Annotated in this window: 15 protein-coding genes; 11 read left to right on the top strand and 4 right to left on the bottom strand. The window is 43.9% G+C overall.

Going from position 1 to position 19,579, the window contains the following annotated elements:
- Positions 1–153 precede the first annotated feature (153 nt).
- From R7P64_RS07450 to choV, 7 genes are all read left to right on the top strand, one after another.
- Positions 154–2,175 (top strand): diguanylate cyclase, encoded by a 2,022-nt coding sequence (locus tag R7P64_RS07450; RefSeq protein ID WP_373920862.1) that lies wholly within the window; start codon positions 154–156, stop codon positions 2,173–2,175.
- A 605-nt stretch (positions 2,176–2,780) separates the two neighbouring features.
- Entirely contained in the window at positions 2,781–3,380 is a 600-nt protein-coding gene (gene betI, locus R7P64_RS07445) for a transcriptional regulator BetI (protein ID WP_005392557.1), read from the top strand.
- Between the two features lie 18 nt (positions 3,381–3,398).
- Positions 3,399–4,859, top strand: a complete 1,461-nt coding sequence (gene betB / locus R7P64_RS07440; RefSeq protein ID WP_025767886.1) for a betaine-aldehyde dehydrogenase — start codon at positions 3,399–3,401, stop codon at positions 4,857–4,859.
- A gap of 180 nt (positions 4,860–5,039) precedes the next feature.
- A complete protein-coding gene (gene betA, locus R7P64_RS07435) occupies positions 5,040–6,755 on the top strand; it encodes a choline dehydrogenase (RefSeq protein WP_005373209.1) in 1,716 nt (571 codons plus the stop codon).
- Between the two features lie 36 nt (positions 6,756–6,791).
- Entirely contained in the window at positions 6,792–7,730 is a 939-nt protein-coding gene (locus tag R7P64_RS07430; RefSeq protein ID WP_005382646.1) for a choline ABC transporter substrate-binding protein, read from the top strand.
- Positions 7,731–7,806: 76 nt separating this feature from the next.
- On the top strand, positions 7,807–8,649 hold the full coding sequence (gene choW, locus R7P64_RS07425) for a choline ABC transporter permease subunit (RefSeq protein WP_005392552.1): 843 nt from the start codon (positions 7,807–7,809) through the stop codon (positions 8,647–8,649).
- A 2-nt stretch (positions 8,650–8,651) separates the two neighbouring features.
- Positions 8,652–9,830, top strand: coding sequence for a choline ABC transporter ATP-binding protein (gene choV, locus R7P64_RS07420; protein ID WP_017633664.1), 1,179 nt, complete (start codon positions 8,652–8,654; stop codon positions 9,828–9,830).
- 95 nt (positions 9,831–9,925) lie between these two features.
- Here choV and R7P64_RS07415 read toward each other — a convergent pair whose 3' ends face one another.
- Positions 9,926–10,582: an NAD(P)H-dependent oxidoreductase gene (locus tag R7P64_RS07415; RefSeq protein WP_017633663.1), complete on the bottom strand. Its 657-nt coding sequence runs from the start codon at positions 10,580–10,582 to the stop codon at positions 9,926–9,928.
- 243 nt (positions 10,583–10,825) lie between these two features.
- Here R7P64_RS07415 and R7P64_RS07410 point away from each other — a divergent pair, with 243 nt between their 5' ends.
- Positions 10,826–11,260 carry a globin gene (locus tag R7P64_RS07410; RefSeq protein WP_031780773.1) on the top strand — a complete coding sequence of 145 codons (435 nt, stop codon included), beginning with the start codon at positions 10,826–10,828 and terminating at the stop codon, positions 11,258–11,260.
- A 41-nt stretch (positions 11,261–11,301) separates the two neighbouring features.
- On the opposite strand, the gene R7P64_RS07405 is transcribed toward R7P64_RS07410, so the two are convergent.
- Together R7P64_RS07405 and R7P64_RS07400 are read right to left on the bottom strand one after the other, a co-directional pair.
- Positions 11,302–12,084: a slipin family protein gene (locus R7P64_RS07405; protein WP_005373196.1), complete on the bottom strand. Its 783-nt coding sequence runs from the start codon at positions 12,082–12,084 to the stop codon at positions 11,302–11,304.
- Between the two features lie 10 nt (positions 12,085–12,094).
- Positions 12,095–13,471 carry a nodulation protein NfeD gene (locus R7P64_RS07400; RefSeq protein ID WP_318123328.1) on the bottom strand — a complete coding sequence of 459 codons (1,377 nt, stop codon included), beginning with the start codon at positions 13,469–13,471 and terminating at the stop codon, positions 12,095–12,097.
- Positions 13,472–13,969: 498 nt separating this feature from the next.
- Here R7P64_RS07400 and R7P64_RS07395 point away from each other — a divergent pair, with 498 nt between their 5' ends.
- The 3 genes from R7P64_RS07395 (at position 13,970) to R7P64_RS07385 (ending at position 17,855) form a co-directional block, all read left to right on the top strand.
- Complete coding sequence (locus R7P64_RS07395; RefSeq protein WP_005373180.1) at positions 13,970–14,938, top strand: cytochrome-c peroxidase; 969 nt, start codon at positions 13,970–13,972, stop codon at positions 14,936–14,938.
- Positions 14,931–17,288, top strand: a complete 2,358-nt coding sequence (locus R7P64_RS07390; protein WP_318123327.1) for an ATP-binding protein — start codon at positions 14,931–14,933, stop codon at positions 17,286–17,288. Before R7P64_RS07395 ends, R7P64_RS07390 begins: the two co-directional genes overlap by 8 nt.
- Before the next feature lie 99 nt (positions 17,289–17,387).
- Positions 17,388–17,855 carry an OsmC family protein gene (locus R7P64_RS07385; protein WP_170896940.1) on the top strand — a complete coding sequence of 156 codons (468 nt, stop codon included), beginning with the start codon at positions 17,388–17,390 and terminating at the stop codon, positions 17,853–17,855.
- Between the two features lie 75 nt (positions 17,856–17,930).
- Here R7P64_RS07385 and gdhA read toward each other — a convergent pair whose 3' ends face one another.
- Positions 17,931–19,283 (bottom strand): NADP-specific glutamate dehydrogenase, encoded by a 1,353-nt coding sequence (gdhA, locus tag R7P64_RS07380; RefSeq protein WP_130546293.1) that lies wholly within the window; start codon positions 19,281–19,283, stop codon positions 17,931–17,933.
- Between the last annotated feature and the right edge of the window lie 296 nt (positions 19,284–19,579).

The following is a 19,579-nucleotide window of genomic DNA, read 5'->3' as shown; positions in this document are numbered from 1 at the left end:
GATTTATTATTCAGCGCAAAATACATGGGAATATGAGGCTGACTGAATAACCTTCAGTTGTCTTAATAATAAATAATCAGAATTCTCAATTACACTGAAGTAACTACCCATTAGGGAAGAGCAATAATGTCACTATTTCATTCGCTTAGGACGATGCCGCTATTATTGGGGTGTCTGTGTTTTTCTGTTCAGGCCTCCACAGAAAAGGTGGAACAGGAAGGTAAGTTTTTACAGTCGTTAGAAGGCATCGAAAATCAAATTTACGCATTACCTCAGAGTTCTTTAGCTTTGATTGAAGCGTTAGAAGAAGAGTCTTTACTACAAAACCAACCAACAGCGCTGTTGGTGCGTTACTGGCTTGCCAAGGCCACGGTTTTAGAGCTGCTAGGGCGCGTAGAAGAGAGTCAGAGTGTCGTTCAAAAAGGATTGGAGCTTGTACGTCCACAGAGCCATGAGTATCTCCTGTTTAAGTTGATTCAGATGCGAACTATGGTTGGAAAGAGCGATATCGATACCGCGCTTTCTGCGTTGGATAGCTTGTTGGAAACATCGCGTGAGAATGGTGATAAGCAACTTGAATCAGAAATCCTGTTGCTAAAAGGACGCTATTACGATGAGCAAGGTGAGTTTAAAAAATCCTATGCTGCACTTATGTCGTCCATGGATGCGGCTGAATCTTCAGGTGTTCACGGGCTGGTCGAACGTGCAGCACTAGAGCTAGGTGACGTACTTGTCAAAATTCAGGGTTACGACCGATCTGAGGCGCTTTTGGAACAAGCATATCGCTATTTTAGGGATAGGCGTATGTCGTTCAATGAGTTGTTGAGCGTTTTGACGATAGCGAAACTTCATAAAGCACAGTTCCAATACGAAGAGGCGATAGCGTCATATCAGCGAGCGTTAAAGCTGGCTCAAATTATCGGTGATGGACGCTTTAGATTTCGAGTTAACCTTGAACTTGCAGCTTTATATCGCGAGACGAAACAAGAAAAGAAGATGGTTAACCACTTGAAGCTGGCGGAGAATTTACAGTACAGAGAAACGTCTAGCGCGTATTTGGCAACATTTAAGTTGTTACAAGCCGAATATATGTTAGAGCAGCAGCAATTTGAAATACTTTTAGCGATGATCGCGCCAATGCTGCCGGAGATTATAGAGAGTCGATACGTCAAGCAACAGCAAATGGAGCTACTAAAAGTCGCCGCTATGGCCTATGCGGGAAGCAATGACTTTAAACTAGCATTCGAAACTTACGGTAACTATCACGATAAATTTATCCAATTTAGCAATCAAAGAGAAGTTGAAAATCTTGAGCGCCAGCAGACGTTATTTGAGTTGGAACGACTTGAATATGAGAACGAAGATCTCAATTGGAACAATGTGTTGCAGCGTATGGAGCTAGAAAATAACCGTCGTACTTTTTACTTATTGGGTGAAGCGCTACTTGCGCTCATCGGTGTTCTATTTTTGATGGCGGTAGTATTTCTCGTCGTCAATCGCTCGCGTTTGAGAATGCGTCGCCTCGCAAAGACAGACACATTGACAGGGTTGTTCAATCGCCGTTTTTTAGAGGACTGGTTCACTAAGCCAGTAGAAGTGAGGCGTGAGCGAAAAGAGAAACCGGTACCTCAATCTAAGCAAGAAAAGATACAACACTTTGTTTTTGAGCAAGTCGAGCAAGTCAAGTACGGTTATCTAGCTTTAAATAAATGGGTAGATAGCAAACTCGATAAACAGAAAATGGTGCCAAATAAACCACAATCGGGGCCAGTAACTTTAGCGTTAATCGATGTGGATTATTTCAAGCAGGTAAATGATACCTATGGGCATGTGTTTGGAGATACCGTACTAACGGGCGTTGCCAAAGTGTTGGAGGAAACTGTACGTGAGAACGACATTGTTGCTCGCTTTGGTGGTGAAGAGTTTGTTGTTGTTATGCCCAATACAGACCATGAAAACGCTCTTATTACTGCCGAACGTTTACGTAGCGCTTTATCCCTACATTGCTTTGTTACGGAACAGAAAGAAGAAGTGAGAGTGACCTGTAGTTTTGGAGTCGTTACCACTGAAGATAATGAGATGAATTTTAAATCACTTTGCGATCAGGCCGATAAATTGCTTTATCAAGCGAAAGCGAACGGACGCAACTGCGTGAAAGGTCGCTCGCTAGCGTAACAGAAATCAAAAGTTCAGGCTCATCGCACGATGAATCTGAACTTATCCCTCCCATTTACTTTGATAGCCAAGTGACTTTGAGATCCTTGCTTCGAATATAAAACGCTGAATCTAACATCTTAAAGTCACTTGGCGATATTACTTAAAAATGGCTTAAGGATATCGAATCGCATATTCATGGCGTTCAATATAACCTCTCTTTTTGCCTCCTTCACCTTCAAAGTGCGAATGCCACTTGTGTCTACAAAACTATAACAAACTAGTGTGTCTATTCTTTGTACAAACAAACCATGTACAGGTGAAATGATTAGTGGTCGATATAAATCTTTTGTGGCACAGGTTTTTGTTGTTCAAAAATCAACTCGTTCATCATCGTTTTAAAAATAGAGAAAGAGTTAAGTGTTTGATTTTGTTTTTCTTGTTTGTTTGTTCTTAAACTGAAATCTAGTTATCCCGACAAGTTCTTACCGAGCAATTTTTCGTACACCCTCAACTTTTCATCCTTTTTTACTAACATTTTTCTTTAAAAATAATTTGAGTTCGAATTAATTTTCAGGCATTTTATATTTAACTAACCGTTCAATTAAAAATAACAGGGACGCAAAATGCCAAAGGTGGGGATGCCTGAAATCAGAAAACCGCAGCTTGTGAAAGCGACAATGTCAGTGATTGATAGAGTCGGTTTACACGCGGCGAGTATTTCGTTAATCAGCAAAGAAGCCGGTGTATCAACGGGGATTATCAACCACTATTTCGGTGGTAAGCACGGATTGCTGGAGGAAACGATGCGCGAAATCTTGCGTCAGCTTTCGTCCACTATCACACAGAAGTTACGTGAGCTGCCAAGTGATGCTCATCACCAAAGAATTAACGCCATCATTGATGGTAACTTTGTCGGCTATCAGGCAGAAAACCAAGTTGCTAAGACTTGGCTGGCGTTTTGGTCGTACTCAATGCATGACGAGCAGCTCAAGCGTTTGCAGCGTGTCAACGAACGACGTCTATTGTCCCATCTAAGAAAAGAACTCAAAGCATTATTAAATGCAGAGCAGGCTGAATTGGTTGCTCATGGTATTGCATCACTTATTGATGGAATTTGGCTGCGCGGAACGCTCAACCCGCAAGGCATTGATGCAGAAAGAGCGAGAATCATCATCAACGATTATCTCGACAAACAACTTACGTTTTATTCTGAAAAAATCTAAAAGTTACAGGTCTTCAAAATGGAAATGAAAGCACACTATATCAATGGTGCGATGTACGACGGGTGTTCAGATGAACACTTCACCACTTACAATCCGGCGAATGGTGAGCCATTGGCCAACATTAAACAAGCGAACCAAGACGATCTTCAAGCAGCAATTGAATCGGCAAAAAAAGGTTTTGCTGCATGGTCGGCGATGACTGCGATTGAGCGCAGCCGTATTTTACACAAAGCCGTTGCCATTTTACGTGAGCGTAATGACGAGCTGGCTGCATTGGAAGTGGCAGATACTGGTAAGCCCATTCAAGAAGCTATCGCGGTTGATGTCACAACAGGTGCCGATGTTCTTGAGTACTACGCTGGCCTTGCTCCAAGTCTACAAGGTGAACAGCAGCCACTCAGCGACGATCAGTTTTTCTATACACGTCGTGAGCCATTGGGCATTTGCGCGGGTATTGGCGCTTGGAATTATCCAATTCAAATTGCGATGTGGAAGTCGGCGCCAGCACTGGCTGCGGGCAACGCAATGATCTTCAAGCCATCAGAAGAAACACCATTAACGGCGCTTAAGCTCGCCGAAATTTATTCAGAAGCGGGCATGCCAGATGGCGTATTTAATGTCGTGCAAGGGGATTACCGAGTAGGACAGATGCTAACGGCGCATCCTGATATCGCAAAAGTGTCATTCACGGGTGAGTCAGGCACCGGTAAAGTCGTCATGAGTGACAGCGCTAAGACACTAAAACAAGTAACGATGGAGCTTGGTGGTAAGTCTCCACTGATTATTTTTGATGATGCGAAGTTAAACGATGCCGTTTCTGCGGCCATGGTGGCGAACTTCTACACCCAAGGTGAAGTTTGTACGCACGGTACACGCGTATTTGTCCATGAAGGTATTTATGACGACTTTATCGCACAACTTAAAGCCCGAACCGAGCTGTTAGTCGTCGGCGATCCGCTTGATGAGAACACGCAGATTGGCGCGCTAATCTCTAAAGATCATGAATCGAAAGTTTTAGGAGCGATTGAAGCAGCGAAAGCGAGTGGCGCGACGTTACTGACTGGCGGCTACAAAGTAACAGACAATGGCCTAGCTAATGGTAACTTTGTTGCTCCAACCGTATTTGTTGATTGCGATGATGATATGAGCCACGTTCAACAAGAAATCTTTGGCCCGGTAATGTCAGTTCTGAAATTCCGCGATGAGTCGGAAGTGATTGCGCGTGCAAATGGCACCGATTATGGCTTAGCGGCAGGTGTATTTACTCAAAACCTATCTCGTGCGCACCGTGTGATCCATCAAATTCAAGCGGGTATTTGTTGGGTGAACACATGGGGTGACTCACCTGCGGAAATGCCAGTTGGCGGCTACAAGCAATCAGGTGTTGGCCGTGAAAACGGAGTCGAAACCCTTAAACATTACACACAAACGAAGAGTGTTCTGGTTCAGCTAAGCGACTTCGAAAGCCCTTACAAATGATACTACTCATAGTAGATAACTGACCACTTTAGCTTGTTAAAATGCTCGATAACTACGTTGTCAATTTTGATTGTAGGTTAACTACTTATCAAAATTTCCGCCTTGTTCTCAAGCATTTTTCCTACGCTAATTTCGTTCACTTATCTACGGTGATGAGTATTAACTCCTAGGAGAATAAAAATGCAACAACACTACGATTACATCATCGTCGGTGCGGGTTCGGCCGGCTGTGTGTTAGCGGATCGCTTAAGTGAAAGTGGTCAAAATTCGGTCCTATTACTCGAAGCGGGTGGGTCGGATAAAAGTATTTTTATCCAAATGCCAACGGCGCTTTCTTACCCGATGAACACTGAAAAATACGCTTGGCAGTTTGAGACGGTTGAAGAGCAAGGGTTGGATGGTCGCCAACTTCATTGTCCTCGCGGAAAAGTTCTGGGCGGTAGCTCATCTATCAACGGCATGGTTTACGTTCGCGGACACGCTTGTGACTTTGACCAGTGGGAAGAGGAAGGCGCGAAAGGCTGGAATTATCAGTCGTGTTTGCCTTATTTCCGTAAAGCAGAGTCTTGGATTGGTGGTGCTGATGAATATCGGGGCGATCACGGTCCAGTCGGCACATGTAACGGCAACGATATGAAGCTCAATCCACTGTACCAAGCTTTTATTGATGCAGGCAAAGAAGCGGGCTACCCAGAAACAAAAGATTACAACGGTTATCAACAAGAGGGCTTTGGCCCAATGCATATGACCGTCGACAAAGGCGTACGCGCTTCGACCTCTAATGCATACTTAAGCCGCGCTAAAAAACGCAAAAACTTCACCCTAATGAAGAGGGTGACGGTTCATCGAGTTTTATTAGAAGAAACTGGTGCAGAAGGTAAGAAAGCGGTAGGCGTTGAATTTGAAAAGTCAGGTTCAATTCAGCAATGTTTTGCGAACAATGAAGTGATTTCGAGTGCGGGTTCGGTTGGCTCCGTTCAGCTGTTGCAGCTTTCAGGCATTGGCCCTAAGGCAGTATTAGAAAAAGCGGGCATTGAGGTGAAACACTCGTTGGAAGGGGTAGGTAAAAACCTGCAAGATCACTTAGAAGTGTATTTCCAATATCACTGTAAGCAACCTATTACGCTCAACAGCAAATTAGGTTTGGTGAGCAAGGGCTTGATTGGCACTGAGTGGATATTAACTCGCAAAGGCCTTGGTGCGACTAACCACTTTGAATCGTGTGCGTTTATCCGCTCTCGTGAAGGACTAAAGTGGCCAAATATTCAATATCACTTCTTGCCAGCGGCAATGCGCTATGACGGGCAAGCTGCTTTTGATGGTCATGGTTTCCAAGTGCACGTTGGACCTAACAAGCCAGAAAGTCGCGGGTCGGTTGAAGTTGTCTCTGCGAATCCGAATGATAAGCCGAAGATTGAGTTTAACTACATTTCCACTGAACAAGATAAGCAGGATTGGCGTGATTGTATTCGCCTTACTCGCGAGATCCTCAATCAGCCAGCCATGGATGAGTTTCGTGGGGACGAGATCCAACCCGGTCTGAACATCACAACGGATGAACAGATTGATGAATGGGTGAAGCAAAACGTCGAGAGTGCTTACCATCCATCTTGTACCTGCAAAATGGGCGCAGATAATGACCCATTAGCCGTCTTAAATGAGCGATGCCAAGTACGCGGTATTCAAGGCTTGCGTGTGGTGGACTCTTCTATTTTCCCAACCATTCCGAACGGTAATTTAAATGCGCCAACGATTATGGTGGCAGAACGCGCCGCGGATATGATTTTGGATAACGCCCTAGAAACGTCGAACAACGTACCAGTTTGGATTGCACCGGACTGGCAAGAGATGCAACGAATGCATCCGCCAAAAAGAGATCTCGATTCGATCTCATAAAATGAAAAAGTCAGTAATCATTACAAGGAATTCAACATGTCTAAGATGACAAAAATCTTCTCAACAATTGCACTAAGTACTTTAGCAACAGGCGCTTACGCCAACCAATGTGAAACGGTTCGTTTCGCAGATGTAGGTTGGACTGACATCACAGCGACCACTGCCGTTACATCAGAGTTACTTAAAGGGTTGGGGTACAAAACGAAGACCGATCTTCTGTCTGTGCCTGTAACTTACTCCTCTATGGCTAATGGCGATATCGACATTTTCCTAGGTAACTGGATGCCAACGATGGAAGGTGATATCGCGAAATACCGTGATGCAGGTACTGTTGAAACCGTACGCGCGAATCTCGTTGGCGCAAAGTACACGCTAGCGGTTCCAAAATACGTTTATGACGCAGGCGTAACCAACTTCGCTGACCTAGTAAAACATGCCGACAAATTTAAAGACCGCATTTACGGCATTGAACCTGGAAACGATGGCAACCGCTTAATTCAGTCAATGATTGATAGTAACGCATTCGGCCTAAAAGATTTCAGCCTAGTTGAGTCCAGTGAAGCTGGCATGGTGTCTCAAGTATCACGTGCCGCACGCCGCAATCAATGGATTGTGTACCTAGGTTGGGCGCCGCACCCAATGAATAGTAACGTTGAAATGGAATATCTAGCGGGTGGTGATGACTTCTTCGGTCCTAACTACGGCGGCGCGAACGTCTACACAAACGTACGTAAAAATTACCTCGCTGAGTGTCCAAATGTAGGTCAGCTAGTGAAAAATCTAGAGTTTAACCTAGAAATGGAAAATGAACTGATGGAAGCGATTCTTAACCAGAAACAGAAGCCATCAAAAGCAGCGCAAGCATGGTTGAATGCAAACCAAGAGCAAATTGAAGCGTGGCTAGAGGGCGTGAAAACGGTAGATGGCCAAGATGCGCTAACAGCTATTACAAACTACTTAAAAACAAACGCTTAATAAGCAGTATTTGAGCTCGTTTTTTTAAAGAAAGTGGGCAGAGTTTTGCCCGCTTCATTAACACAAAGGTTTTATTTTGAATTTTATTACGGACAACAAACTACCGTTGGGCCAATGGATGGAAACTGGCGTCGATTGGTTAACCATCAATGCATCGGGTTTTTTCGATGCAATCTCTATTACACTTGAAACGATCATTCTTTTCGTGGTGGACATTTTTAAATGGATGCCACCTGCAGCGCCAATCATTATGACGGCGGCAATTGCTTGGTTCTTACATCGCAGCATTCCTCTTGTCGTATTTATCGTGTTGGCCTTACTCGCAATTCTCAACCTTGGTTACTGGCAAGAAATGCTGGAAACCTTTGTCCTTGTGTTTGCAGCGACAACGATTTCCGTATTAATTGGCGTGCCGTTGGGCATTATGGCGGCGCACCGTCCTTGGTTATACACCTTGTTGCGGCCAATACTCGATTTGATGCAGACCGTACCGACATTCGTTTACCTAATTCCAACCTTGGTTCTGTTTGGCTTAGGTATTGTCCCTGGTCTAATCTCGACCATCATTTTCGCTATCGCTGCGCCAATTCGATTGACGTACCTCGGCATTATTAAAGTGCCGGAGGAGCTACTTGAAGCGGGTAAAGCATTTGGTGCCAGCCGCATGAAGCTACTGTTTAAGGTGGAGTTACCTGCGGCATTGCCAAGTATTATGGCTGGCGTTACGCAGTGCATTATGTTGTCTCTGTCTATGGTTGTCATTGCGGCGCTTGTTGGTGCTGATGGGCTTGGTAAGCCAGTCGTACGTGCACTGAATACGGTAAACATTTCACAAGGTTTTGAAGCTGGTTTAGCGATTGTACTCGTTGCCATCATTCTTGATCGCTTGTGTAAAGCACCAAACCAGAAGGAGGCATAATCATGGACGCTATTACTATTAAAAATCTTGATGTCGTTTTTGGTCAGCAACAAGCACAGGCGCTAGCACTGTTAGATCAAGGGAAGTCTCGACAAGAAATCATTGATGAAACTGGCCAAGTGGTTGGGGTTGATAATGTTTCGCTGAACGTGAAACAGGGTGAGATCTGTGTCTTGATGGGGCTTTCAGGCTCGGGTAAATCAAGTTTGCTGCGAACGGTTAACGGATTGAACGATATTTCTCGTGGCTCTCTGAAAATTAAAGATGGCGACGATATGGTTGAGCTCTCTAACTGTGACGAACAGAAACTGCGCCACCTTCGTACGCACCGCGTGTCCATGGTGTTTCAGAAGTTTGCATTGATGCCTTGGTTAACGGTGTTAGACAATGTAGCGTTTGGTCTAGAGATGCAAGGCATTGGTAAAGCAGAGCGTCGTAAAAAGGCGCGTGAACAGCTCGAAATGGTCGGTTTATCTGAGTGGGAAACCAAATTCCCGCACGAGCTTTCTGGTGGTATGCAGCAGCGTGTTGGCCTAGCGCGAGCGTTTGCGATGGACACTGATATCTTGTTAATGGATGAACCGTTTTCAGCACTTGATCCATTGATTCGTGCTCAGCTTCAAGATGAATTGATTCTGCTTCAAGAAAAGCTAAACAAAACCATTCTTTTTGTAAGTCACGACTTGGATGAGGCGCTTAAAATCGGCAACAACATCGCCATTATGGAATCAGGAAAGCTGATTCAACATGGCAAGCCAGAACAGATCATTCTTGCTCCAGAAAACGATTATGTGGCGGACTTTGTTGCTCACACTAATCCATTAAATGTACTGAAGGGACGTTCCTTAATGCGTGACGATTTGGTTCGCGAAGATACGCGTGTTCTGATTTGCCCTGATAAAGATATTTGGGTGATACAAGAGAGCAAGGGGTTAAGTTTAGCGGATAAAGGTAAATCGTTGATTCAATGGAAGAGCGACTCTTCGAACCTTGACGAAGTTAATGAAAATTCTCTGGTTCAGGTTAGCCCAGAAATCAGTATGCGAGAAGCGATTGAACTTAAACAGCGTAGCAATCAGCCTCTGCTTATGGTTGAAGATAATAAGCTGGTTGGTGTGTTAAGCGACAATGAGCTTTACGATGCATTGCTTGGTAATTTTAAGTCAGAGCAAGTTGCGTAAAGTTGACGCAGAACCAAGTAAAAAAGAGCCGCACATTAATGCGGCTTTTTTTGTTTAAACAATGATTTAAGTCGCTAAGCTAAGACAATGGTCGACTATAGAGTCGTAATTACCTCATCCATTGCAAGGCGCGCTTTTGGAAGACCATGATTATAATCTTCCCCATCTTTATGGTAGCCAATCGCTAGCGCAACTTCACAAATATGGCCCTCGAGCTCTTCTTTAAACTCTTCTCCAATCAGAGCCGGATCGACACCTTCCATCGGTGTTGAATCAATGCCAAGTCGTGCCAATGTGTGTAGTAGGTTGCCTAGTGCCAAATAGACTTGTGCTTTTGTCCAGTTTCCGTTGAAGCCATTTTCGTCCGTATTTGCATCGGCAAAAGCGTAAGCACCCATAAAGTTGTTGTACATCTCCGCTGGCAAGTGGCCAGATGTTACTTCTGCATCCACACGCTTCGCAAATTTCTCTTTAGTAAATTTAGGATCGTAAGCAAACAGAATCGTATGTGATGCGGCTTTCGCGTGTGGTTGGTTAAACTGGTGCATATTTGCAAACGTATTGTGGAAACGTTGCTTCGCTTCATCACTTTCAATAACGATGAATTTCCATGGTTGTGAGTTGATAGAAGACGCCGACAAACGCAGTGCTTCTTTGATTATCGCCATGTCTTCTTGAGAAACGCGCTTGGTTTCATCATATTTTTTTGCAGTGTAACGGTTATTTAGATCGGTAATGATTTGATGGGACACGTTTATATCCTCTTTATGTGATGACAGATGAGGATGCACTAGCATCGACAACCATGCGTACCTCGAATATGGGTTCATGATAATGGATATTTTTTCATTGATAAGAGGGTGTTTATTTAAATCACTTTTTACTTTTTGTTGAAAATCGATGTGAGTTGATCGATTTGAAACTTAAAAGTCCTTATTTGGAAGCTTTTATTTGATATTAAATTAAACTCATATTGAGGCGTAGGGGAAAGCAACATGAACGTGATTGAAGTTTTTAATGATAGCTATGAACGTTGTACTTCAGATCAGGAGTTTTTCGACTTGTTCTACAAAAATTTATGGTCGAAAAGCGCCAACTTTAGACAGAAGTTTGACGGTATAGACATGCACCAACAAGTGAGAATGCTTAGAGGGTCTATCGTGTTTTTTATGATGGCAGATACCTCGACCGAAGCGCACAAAATGGTGGAAAAGTATGGGAAAAAGCATGCAAGTGCCGAAATTGGTATAGAGCCGCAGGATTTTGATGTTTGGCTTGAGAGTTTGTTAGAAACGGTTCGACAGTGTGATTCTGGGTACGATGCCGATGTTGAAACCGCTTGGCGAACATGCTTTAAAACGGGCTTAGAAGTAATGAAACAAGAATGTGATAAAGAAGATGGGCACATCCTTAAAGCGAGTACCAAATAAGGAAGTAACGTGAGCGGTCGTTACTTCCTAGGGGCAAAATCTTACTTATCTTGTGTCTCTTTATTCTTTTTCACCGCTTCGGCGATATCACTGACAGCTTCGACAAGATTGATCGGCATTGGAAAAATAATAGTGGATGTTTTGTCTGTAGTGATTTCAGTGAGTGTCTGCATGTAACGTAATTGCAGTGCATTCGGTGCTTCGTTGAGCATTTGCGCTGCTTCTTTTAATTTATTTGAAGCCTCTAACTCACCAGTAGCGTGAATGATCTTCGCCCTACGGTTACGTTCTGCTTCTGCCTGACGGGCTAGGGCTCTGACCATGCTGTCATTTAAATCAACATGTTTGACTTCAACCGTAGCAATCTTGATTCCCCAGTCATCAGTCTGTTGATCGAGAATGGATTGTAAATCCTTATTGAGGCGTTCTCGCTCTGATAGCAATTCATCGAGTTCATGCTGACCCAATACCGAGCGCAGTGTGGTTTGTGCTAACTGACTGGTGGCATCGCTGTAGCTTTCAATATTGTTAATCGCCATTTGAGGATCGACTACGCGAAAATAAACGACCGCGTTGACGCGCACAGAAACGTTATCTTTGGTAATTAAATCTTGTGTCGGCACATCCAAAACGACAGTACGTAAATCAACCCTCACCATTTGCTGAATAAATGGGATAAGGATGATCAAACCAGGTCCTTTGACTTCTTGAAATCGACCAAGAAAGAACACAACCCCACGTTCGTATTCTCTCAAAACCTTGAACATTTGGGTCGCTAGTGCGAACAGCAGCACCACGATCACCGCAACGGTATAGAGCATCATAAAGCGCCTCCTATTTATTTTGGCGGTCATCAGGCATCACAGTTAAGGTCAGCCCTTTAACATTAACAATGGTGACGTGATCACCTTGTTTGAATTGTTGATGGTCTTTGGCTTTAGCTCGCCATAACGCACCGTTGAGTTGAACGCGTCCTTCGCCATCGATAAAGTCATCGCTTACCACGGCGACCTTCCCAGGGTAAGTCTCTAAACCCGTCGTTACACGCCGGCGACGAATTTTGAGCAGCAGGCCGACGGTCAGCACGATTAGAGCTACGGAAAATATGGCAATACCAAAAATCAAAGGAAGGGCGATCTGGAACCCTGGTAATTCACTGTCCATGAGAAATATCGAACCGAGTACAAAGGCGACAACGCCGCCTAACCCCAAAATACCAAAGCTCGGACTGAATGCTTCCGCTATCATTAGTGCAATACCGAGTAACAGCAGACCAAGACCTGCGTAGTTGACGGGCATCATTTGTAGTGCGTACATGGCAAGAAGCAGACAAATCCCACCTAGCACACCGGGTAAGCCAATTCCTGGGTTGTAAAATTCAAGAAGTAAACCGTAGATGCCGATGAGCATTAGAATGTAGGCAACGTTTGGATTGGTGATAACGGCTAACATTTCTGCTCGCCAATCTGGCGTTCTTTCAACCCATGTTGGATTTTCAAGTGACAATGTCACAGTGCGATTGTTTACTTTAACTGTTTGCCCATCTATGGCTTTGACTAAGTCCTCTGGCGAATTGGCGATGTAATCGATCACGTTTAATTCTAATGCTTCTGTTGCATCCAAGCTCGCCGCTTCGCTTACTGCTTTCTCTGCCCATTCTGCATTTCGTCCATGAAGTTTTGCTAAGCCTTTAATGTAGGCTTTGGCGTCGTTAATTACCTTTTTCTCCATTGCGGTTTTAGCGGGAACTTTCTCTGAGCTTTCGTTGGTTCCTTCTGGCGTTTCTTCCGCGTTTTGATCTTTGCCATCATCCGATGAAGGAGGTTGAGGCGTACCACCTAACGCGACGGGCGTTGCAGCTCCGAGGTTTGTCGCTTCAGCCATGGCGGCTACGTGACTAGCGAGCAAGATGTATGTTCCTGCACTGGCAGCTCTAGAACCAGATGGGCCGACCCAAGTTGCAATGGGAGTCGAGGAGGTGGTAATCACGTGAATAATATCTCGCATTGCGCTATCTAAGCCGCCTGGTGTGTCCATCTGTAAGATCACTAAACTGACACCGTTTAGTTGAGCTTCTTCTATTTCACGAGATAAATAGTCGCTAGTAGCAGGCCCTATAGCGCCTTTGACAGGAACAATCCAAACGGTATTCGCCAGTGCTTGACTGGCCATCAAGAGTAAAGGTAAGAACCATATCCATAGTCGTTTCATGCAGTCCTCCTTGTGTGGTCACAGGGACTTTTTGAAATCCTAATTCAAGTATATCCAAATAACTTAGAGATGCTTGAGTATAGGTTCTAATGAATAAGTTGCCGAGGCTAATTAGGAGACTACTTTTTTATATGTAAACGCTGTGTGAGATAGTAAACTAAAGCAAATTATTGGTAATTGTGATGTTTATGTTTATTGTTCAGCGTTTGATTAAGTTGGCCGTTATCTGTGCCGTATTCTTTACTATTTTCGATCTGATCTCGTATGGAGAGGTGACTTGGTTTCAACGGTTTTTGGCTTTTCTACACTAAACTCAGATTTCAATACGTTAGCTACTCATAAGGCGATAGGTTTCTTCCTATTCGCCTTATTACTCCCTCTTCAACCAAAGCCTTAAACAAAGCAATACTTAACTCGTTTTTTCAACTTCCTGTCGGTGGAAAAAACGCCAAAATGCAACTAGATTCATACCAATGACAAGTTTAAGGTATGTAGTTGATGAGGCAATTCAGCGCAATCGCACTAGCTGTTGTAACACTCATTTTGAGCCAAACAACAACCGCAAGAAACGCGAAGATGTTAGGTGATATCTCCCTAGTTCAGCCCATACAGGGTGATCCTAATGTGGATATTAAGCTAGCGAGAATTGGCTGGCATCTCTTCCGCGATCCTCAATTATCGTCAAATGGTAATGTCAGCTGCGCGACATGCCACAATCTGCAAACCAATGGCGCTGAAAATACACCAGTCTCTACGGGGGTGAAAGGTGATGGAATTAGAAATTCTATAACAGTGTTTAATGCGGCGTTAAATTATCGTTTTTTATGGGATGGAACGGAAAACACCTTGATGGCTCAGATTGATGGTCCAATCCATAATCCAATGGAAATGGACTCAAACTGGCAAACAATAGAGCAATATGTAAAAGAGAGTGAACATTATCAAGCGCTATTTAGTCGTGACGATGAATTGCCGATTAACGTTCATAATATCAAGTCCGCTATTGTGGAGTTTGTTGAAGGGCTGCAGACGCCTGGCGCACCATTCGATGCTTACTTATTGGGTTACACGCATGTACTGAGTGAACAGCAAATCAGAGGTTGGAAAACATTTCAGACTTCAGGTTGTGTGCAGTGTCATCAGGGCAAAAATATCGGCGGAGCGATGATCCAAAGGTTCGCCTATTTCAAGGATAAGCCAGTAGTAGAGGACTCGGGCCGGCAACTCGTTACGATAGAAGATGAAGAGCGATTCTATTTTAGAGTAGCCAGTTTACGCAATGTCGCGCTAACGAGTCCTTATTTTCATAATGGGCAAGTCGATAAGTTATCCGACGCGATACAAATCATGGCTAAAACCCAGCTCGGTATAACGATGAACGATGAGAATGTCGCGGACATTGAAGCATTCTTGCAGTCGTTGACAGCACCTAGACCCATAATTTTAGAGGTGTTGGAAAATGAATAAATTCAAACTGATCAACTTTTGCTTTTTTATTGGGATACTGACGTGCTGCACACTGGCGTATATGTCGTATATGAATTCAAAAAACGCTCAAGAATTTCATGCAGGGCTAATGAATATCGGACATGAGTTGATTGAAGAGCGTGATGTTATCGTGAACCGATATGCCGTTGAAGATAGGAAAAACTATGAGTTAACAACATCTTTAGTAGAGATAGAAATCGCAGCACAGGCACTGTTGGAATCATCAAAGGCATCAGTTTGGTTTCCCGTGACACCCAATCGTATAAAAGTTAGGGATACGCTTGAACAGTTTAAGGAGCGAGTGCTTCAAACAACGTTGAAGCTTGATATGTTAATTGGTGTTCAGGTAGAAAATCGGTATGCATTACTCATGTTGTTCAATTTATATCAGCAAGAGGTTTCTACCGAGAGCGGTCAATCATTGGGTGGCAGTCGTTATTTTGAATTTCTCAACCAGTTGCTTCTAACACAAACTGAAGTTGAGAGTGAAAAAGAAGCGAACTTCCTTAAACGGCTTCAAACGAGTGATAAAAGAATTGAATTGCTGACGAATGAACTGCTTGATCACACTTATATTGAGTTTGTCGAAAGCTCAGAGCATCGGTTACTCAATATTGCTCAAAGTGAGGCGCGTTTTACGTGGTTGTTTGTATTTATCGCGGTGATGTTTCTAGTTAGCGCGTTTGTTTATCAGTCACATCACCGAATGCATAACTTAAAACAGTTGAATCTTGAAATTGAAGAGGCGAGAAACAAAGCCGAGCGAGCGGCAAAAGCGAAATCAAATTTTCTTGCTGCAATGAGTCACGAACTAAGAACGCCGATGAATGGCGTACTAGGGCTTTCTCAAATGATTGCAGAAGAGACCAAAGAGCCGACGACGAAAGAGCACATTAGGGTTATTCTTGACTCTGGCCAGCATCTGATGACTATCCTCAACGATATTTTGGATTTTTCTAAAGTTGAAGAAAACAAACTGGAATTTGAGCAAGCTAAGTTTAAGCTCGATCAAGTGCTTTCTCCGGTGTGTAGCGCAATAAAACCACTTGTTGATGAAAAAAATATCGAGCTAATCTTGGAAAACGAGGTTTCTGAATATACTGAATTTACTGGGGATTGTGCGCGTTTACGACAGATCTTATTTAATCTCGCCGGTAACGCGGTGAAGTTTACCAATGAAGGGCATGTGCTGGTTAGAACCGAGTTAGATGAATCGAATCAGTTGTTGGTCATGCGCGTGAGCGACACCGGTATTGGTATTGCGCCAGACAAGCACGAGCATATTTTTAACTCGTTTGAGCAAGCAGACTCATCAACGACTCGAAGGTTCGGCGGAACAGGGCTTGGGTTAGCCATCGTCAAAAAACTAACCGATTTGATGGGTGGCCATATTACTCTGAAGAGTATAGAAGGCGTTGGAAGTCAATTTATCGTTGAGTTGCCGATTCCTTGGGTAGAATCTGCTCCGAAAAAGCAGCAAGAAGCGCCGAAACCTCGCGCAAAATCACACCATTTAAAGATACTACTTGCTGATGATAACCGTGTGAATGCCATTGTGGCAAAAGGGTTTTGCGAAAAGCTCGGGCATGAAGTGGATGTAGCAGAAAATGGGTTAATCGCGGTTAAAAAGGCGAAAGAGAACGAGTACGACCTGATCTTGATGGACAACCATATGCCCGAGATGAATGGTGTTGAGGCGACACGTGTTATCCGACAAGAGTTAGGTATCAAGACGTTACTCTTTGCGTACACGGCAGACGTATTTCGTGAAGCCCACGATAGCTTTATTGAAGCAGGAGCAGACCATGTGCTTACAAAACCGCTACAGCATGAGAGCTTTTCAGACGCTCTCAAACAGTTTGCCGCTAGACTCGAACCGAAACAGAATCCGCCACTAACGAATGACAGCAATGTGCTTCAGTTGCAACGTAAGCCAATCGAGAACTTAAGGTTAACAGAGGAAGAACTCTCCCGCTCAGGCATGTTTACTTCTTTACGAGATGAGCCAGAAGCGCTCGACGAGCTGCTAAAAAGCATTATTGTCGATTTTGAGACATCTGTTGATGAGCTTATTGAATACTTTATGGCTGAAGACTTTGCTTCATTAGAGCTGACGTTGCACAAAACGAAAGGGATGGCACTGAACCTATGTTTACCTATTTTGGCGAGCCAAACGGAGGCCCTGGAAACTCAACTTAAAGCCAACCAAAGTCCCGAGATTGAGCAGTTGCAGATGCTGATCAATCGGTTACAGGTCAACATCCATCAGTCTCATAGACTTTTGGATGATATCCAGAGGAACAATGCCGATCCTCAACAGATTTTATAGTCCCTATGAGTGCGATGCTTTCCTTAACTCATTTTGTTGTGGTTTACTGTGGCAAGGACGGATAGTGTTGATTCGTCGTCGGAAAATCAGGGAGTTAGAATGAGTAAGCATTCCGCTTTAATCAAATGGCATCGTAAAGCTGGCGAAGAGTTTAGTGATAATAAGTATAGTAGGGCACACATTTGGCAATTTGATGGAGGGTTGCAAGTCCCAGCATCTCCATCTCCCCACGTAGTACCATTACCACTATCCGTAGCAGAAAACGTTGATCCAGAAGAAGCGTTTGTCGCGGCACTTTCTAGTTGTCATATGCTCGTTTTCCTGTCTATTGCAGCAAAGCGACGTTACGTTGTAGACAGTTACTTAGATGAAGCGGTAGGGGAGCTTGAAAAAGGCGAAAACGGAAAAGAGTGGGTATCAAAGGTAACGTTAAACCCTAAGATAACATTTTCAGGTGAAAAACAACCGACACCATCTCAATTAGAAAAACTGCACCACATGGCACATGAGAATTGCTTTATCGCCAACTCCGTTAAAACAGAAGTGACAACGCTTATTGCGAATTAAGTGAAGCTCTTTATCAAAAGCGCGGCCTATTGCGGAGTTATATTAAGCCAGCAGTCATCCTGCTGGCTCGTTCATCTAGACGACACCTTGCTCAATCATTGCATCAGCGACTTTTCTAAAGCCTGCAATGTTGGCGCCTAAAACTAAATTTCCAGGTTGGCCAAACTCTTTACTGGTTTCGTTTGCATTGATGAAAATATTTTTCATGATGGTTTGCAACTGACTATCCACTTGTTCAAACGTCCAGTTTTGCATGCTGGCGTTTTGCGCCATTTCAAGTTGACTGGTTGCAACGCCGCCTGCATTGGCTGCTTTTGCAGGCCCATAAGCTATGTCCGAGTCCACGATAATATTGGCAGCATCACGGGTGGTTGGCATGTTCGCCCCTTCACTAATCAAAATACATCCGTTTTCGATAAGAGCCAGTGCGTCGTCTGACGTTAATTCATTTTGAGTCGCACAAGGGAAGGCAGCATCAGCCTGATATCGCCAAACAGCATGTCCTTCATTAGGATAGTCGCCCTCTGGTGTGTATTCTGCTTCAGGGTAAGTTTCTAAATATTCTTCTAAGCTTGCTCTTTTCACTTCTTTCAGTTGTTTTAGGAGCTTAAGATCAATACCGTGCTCATGATAGATCGTACCTCGAGAGTCGCTGCATGTAACTGGCGTTGCTCCCATATGGTACAGTTTTTCAATGGCGTAGATAGCCACGTTGCCAGCACCAGAAACGAGACAAGTTTTCCCTTTCAATGAATCGTTGCGGTCGTTGAGCATGCACTCTGCAAAATAGACGGCGCCATATCCTGTCGCTTCTTTTCTGGCGAGTGAGCCACCCCAAAGCAGACTCTTGCCTGTAAGCACACCTTCGTAGCGCCCCGTCAATCGTTTGTATTGACCAAACATATAGCCAATTTCGCGCGCCCCGACGCCGATATCGCCTGCGGGCACATCGGTGGCAGGACCGATGTGACGGTACAACTCGTTCATAAATGATTGGCAAAATCGCATGATCTCGCCGTCGGATTTTCCTTTAGGATCGAAGTTTGAACCGCCTTTGCCGCCACCGATAGGAAGGCCAGTCAGTGCGTTTTTAAAGATTTGCTCAAAGCCGAGAAATTTTATGATGCTCGCATTGACTGAGTGATGGAATCTCAATCCTCCTTTGTACGGCCCCAAAGCAGAGTTGAATTCAACTCGATAACCTTTGTTTACTTGTACATTTCCAGCATCATCAACCCAAGGAACTCGAAACATGATTTGACGTTCTGGCTCGACGATCCTTTGGATAATCGCTTGGTCCTTATATTTATTATTGCCTTCTATTACCGGCGCGAGAGAAGTTAATACTTCTTCTACCGCTTGGTAAAATTCTTTTTGCGCAGGGCTACTGTGTTGCAACGCAACAATAGTATCGTGTATGTATGACATAGATTTCTTCCTTGATGTGAATAAGCAATCAGTTTATATGAATGTATTTCCATTAAATAGTGATTTTGACCAAGATTCAATGGTTGTAGTGGTATTTCCTGCGGATGAGAATGTGCAGCTTCTAACCCGGGCAGTGTTGGTTGAGATAGGTAGGGCGAGCTAAGTAAGCGGGTGGTTGAGTGATCAGTTTCACATATAACAAGCAGAAATCACTTTAGTCGATGTTGTTGTGCAGTTACGCAAATTGTTTATGTTAACGTCATGTTAAAGTTTTTGTGTGTGATAACTTGTGAAAA

The sequence above is a fragment of the Vibrio sp. 2304 genome (assembly GCF_033339475.1).
Classification (GTDB): domain Bacteria; phylum Pseudomonadota; class Gammaproteobacteria; order Enterobacterales; family Vibrionaceae; genus Vibrio; species Vibrio alginolyticus.
The sequence above is the reverse complement of the archived record's forward strand: the minus strand, read 5'-3'. Positions and strand labels throughout refer to the sequence as shown.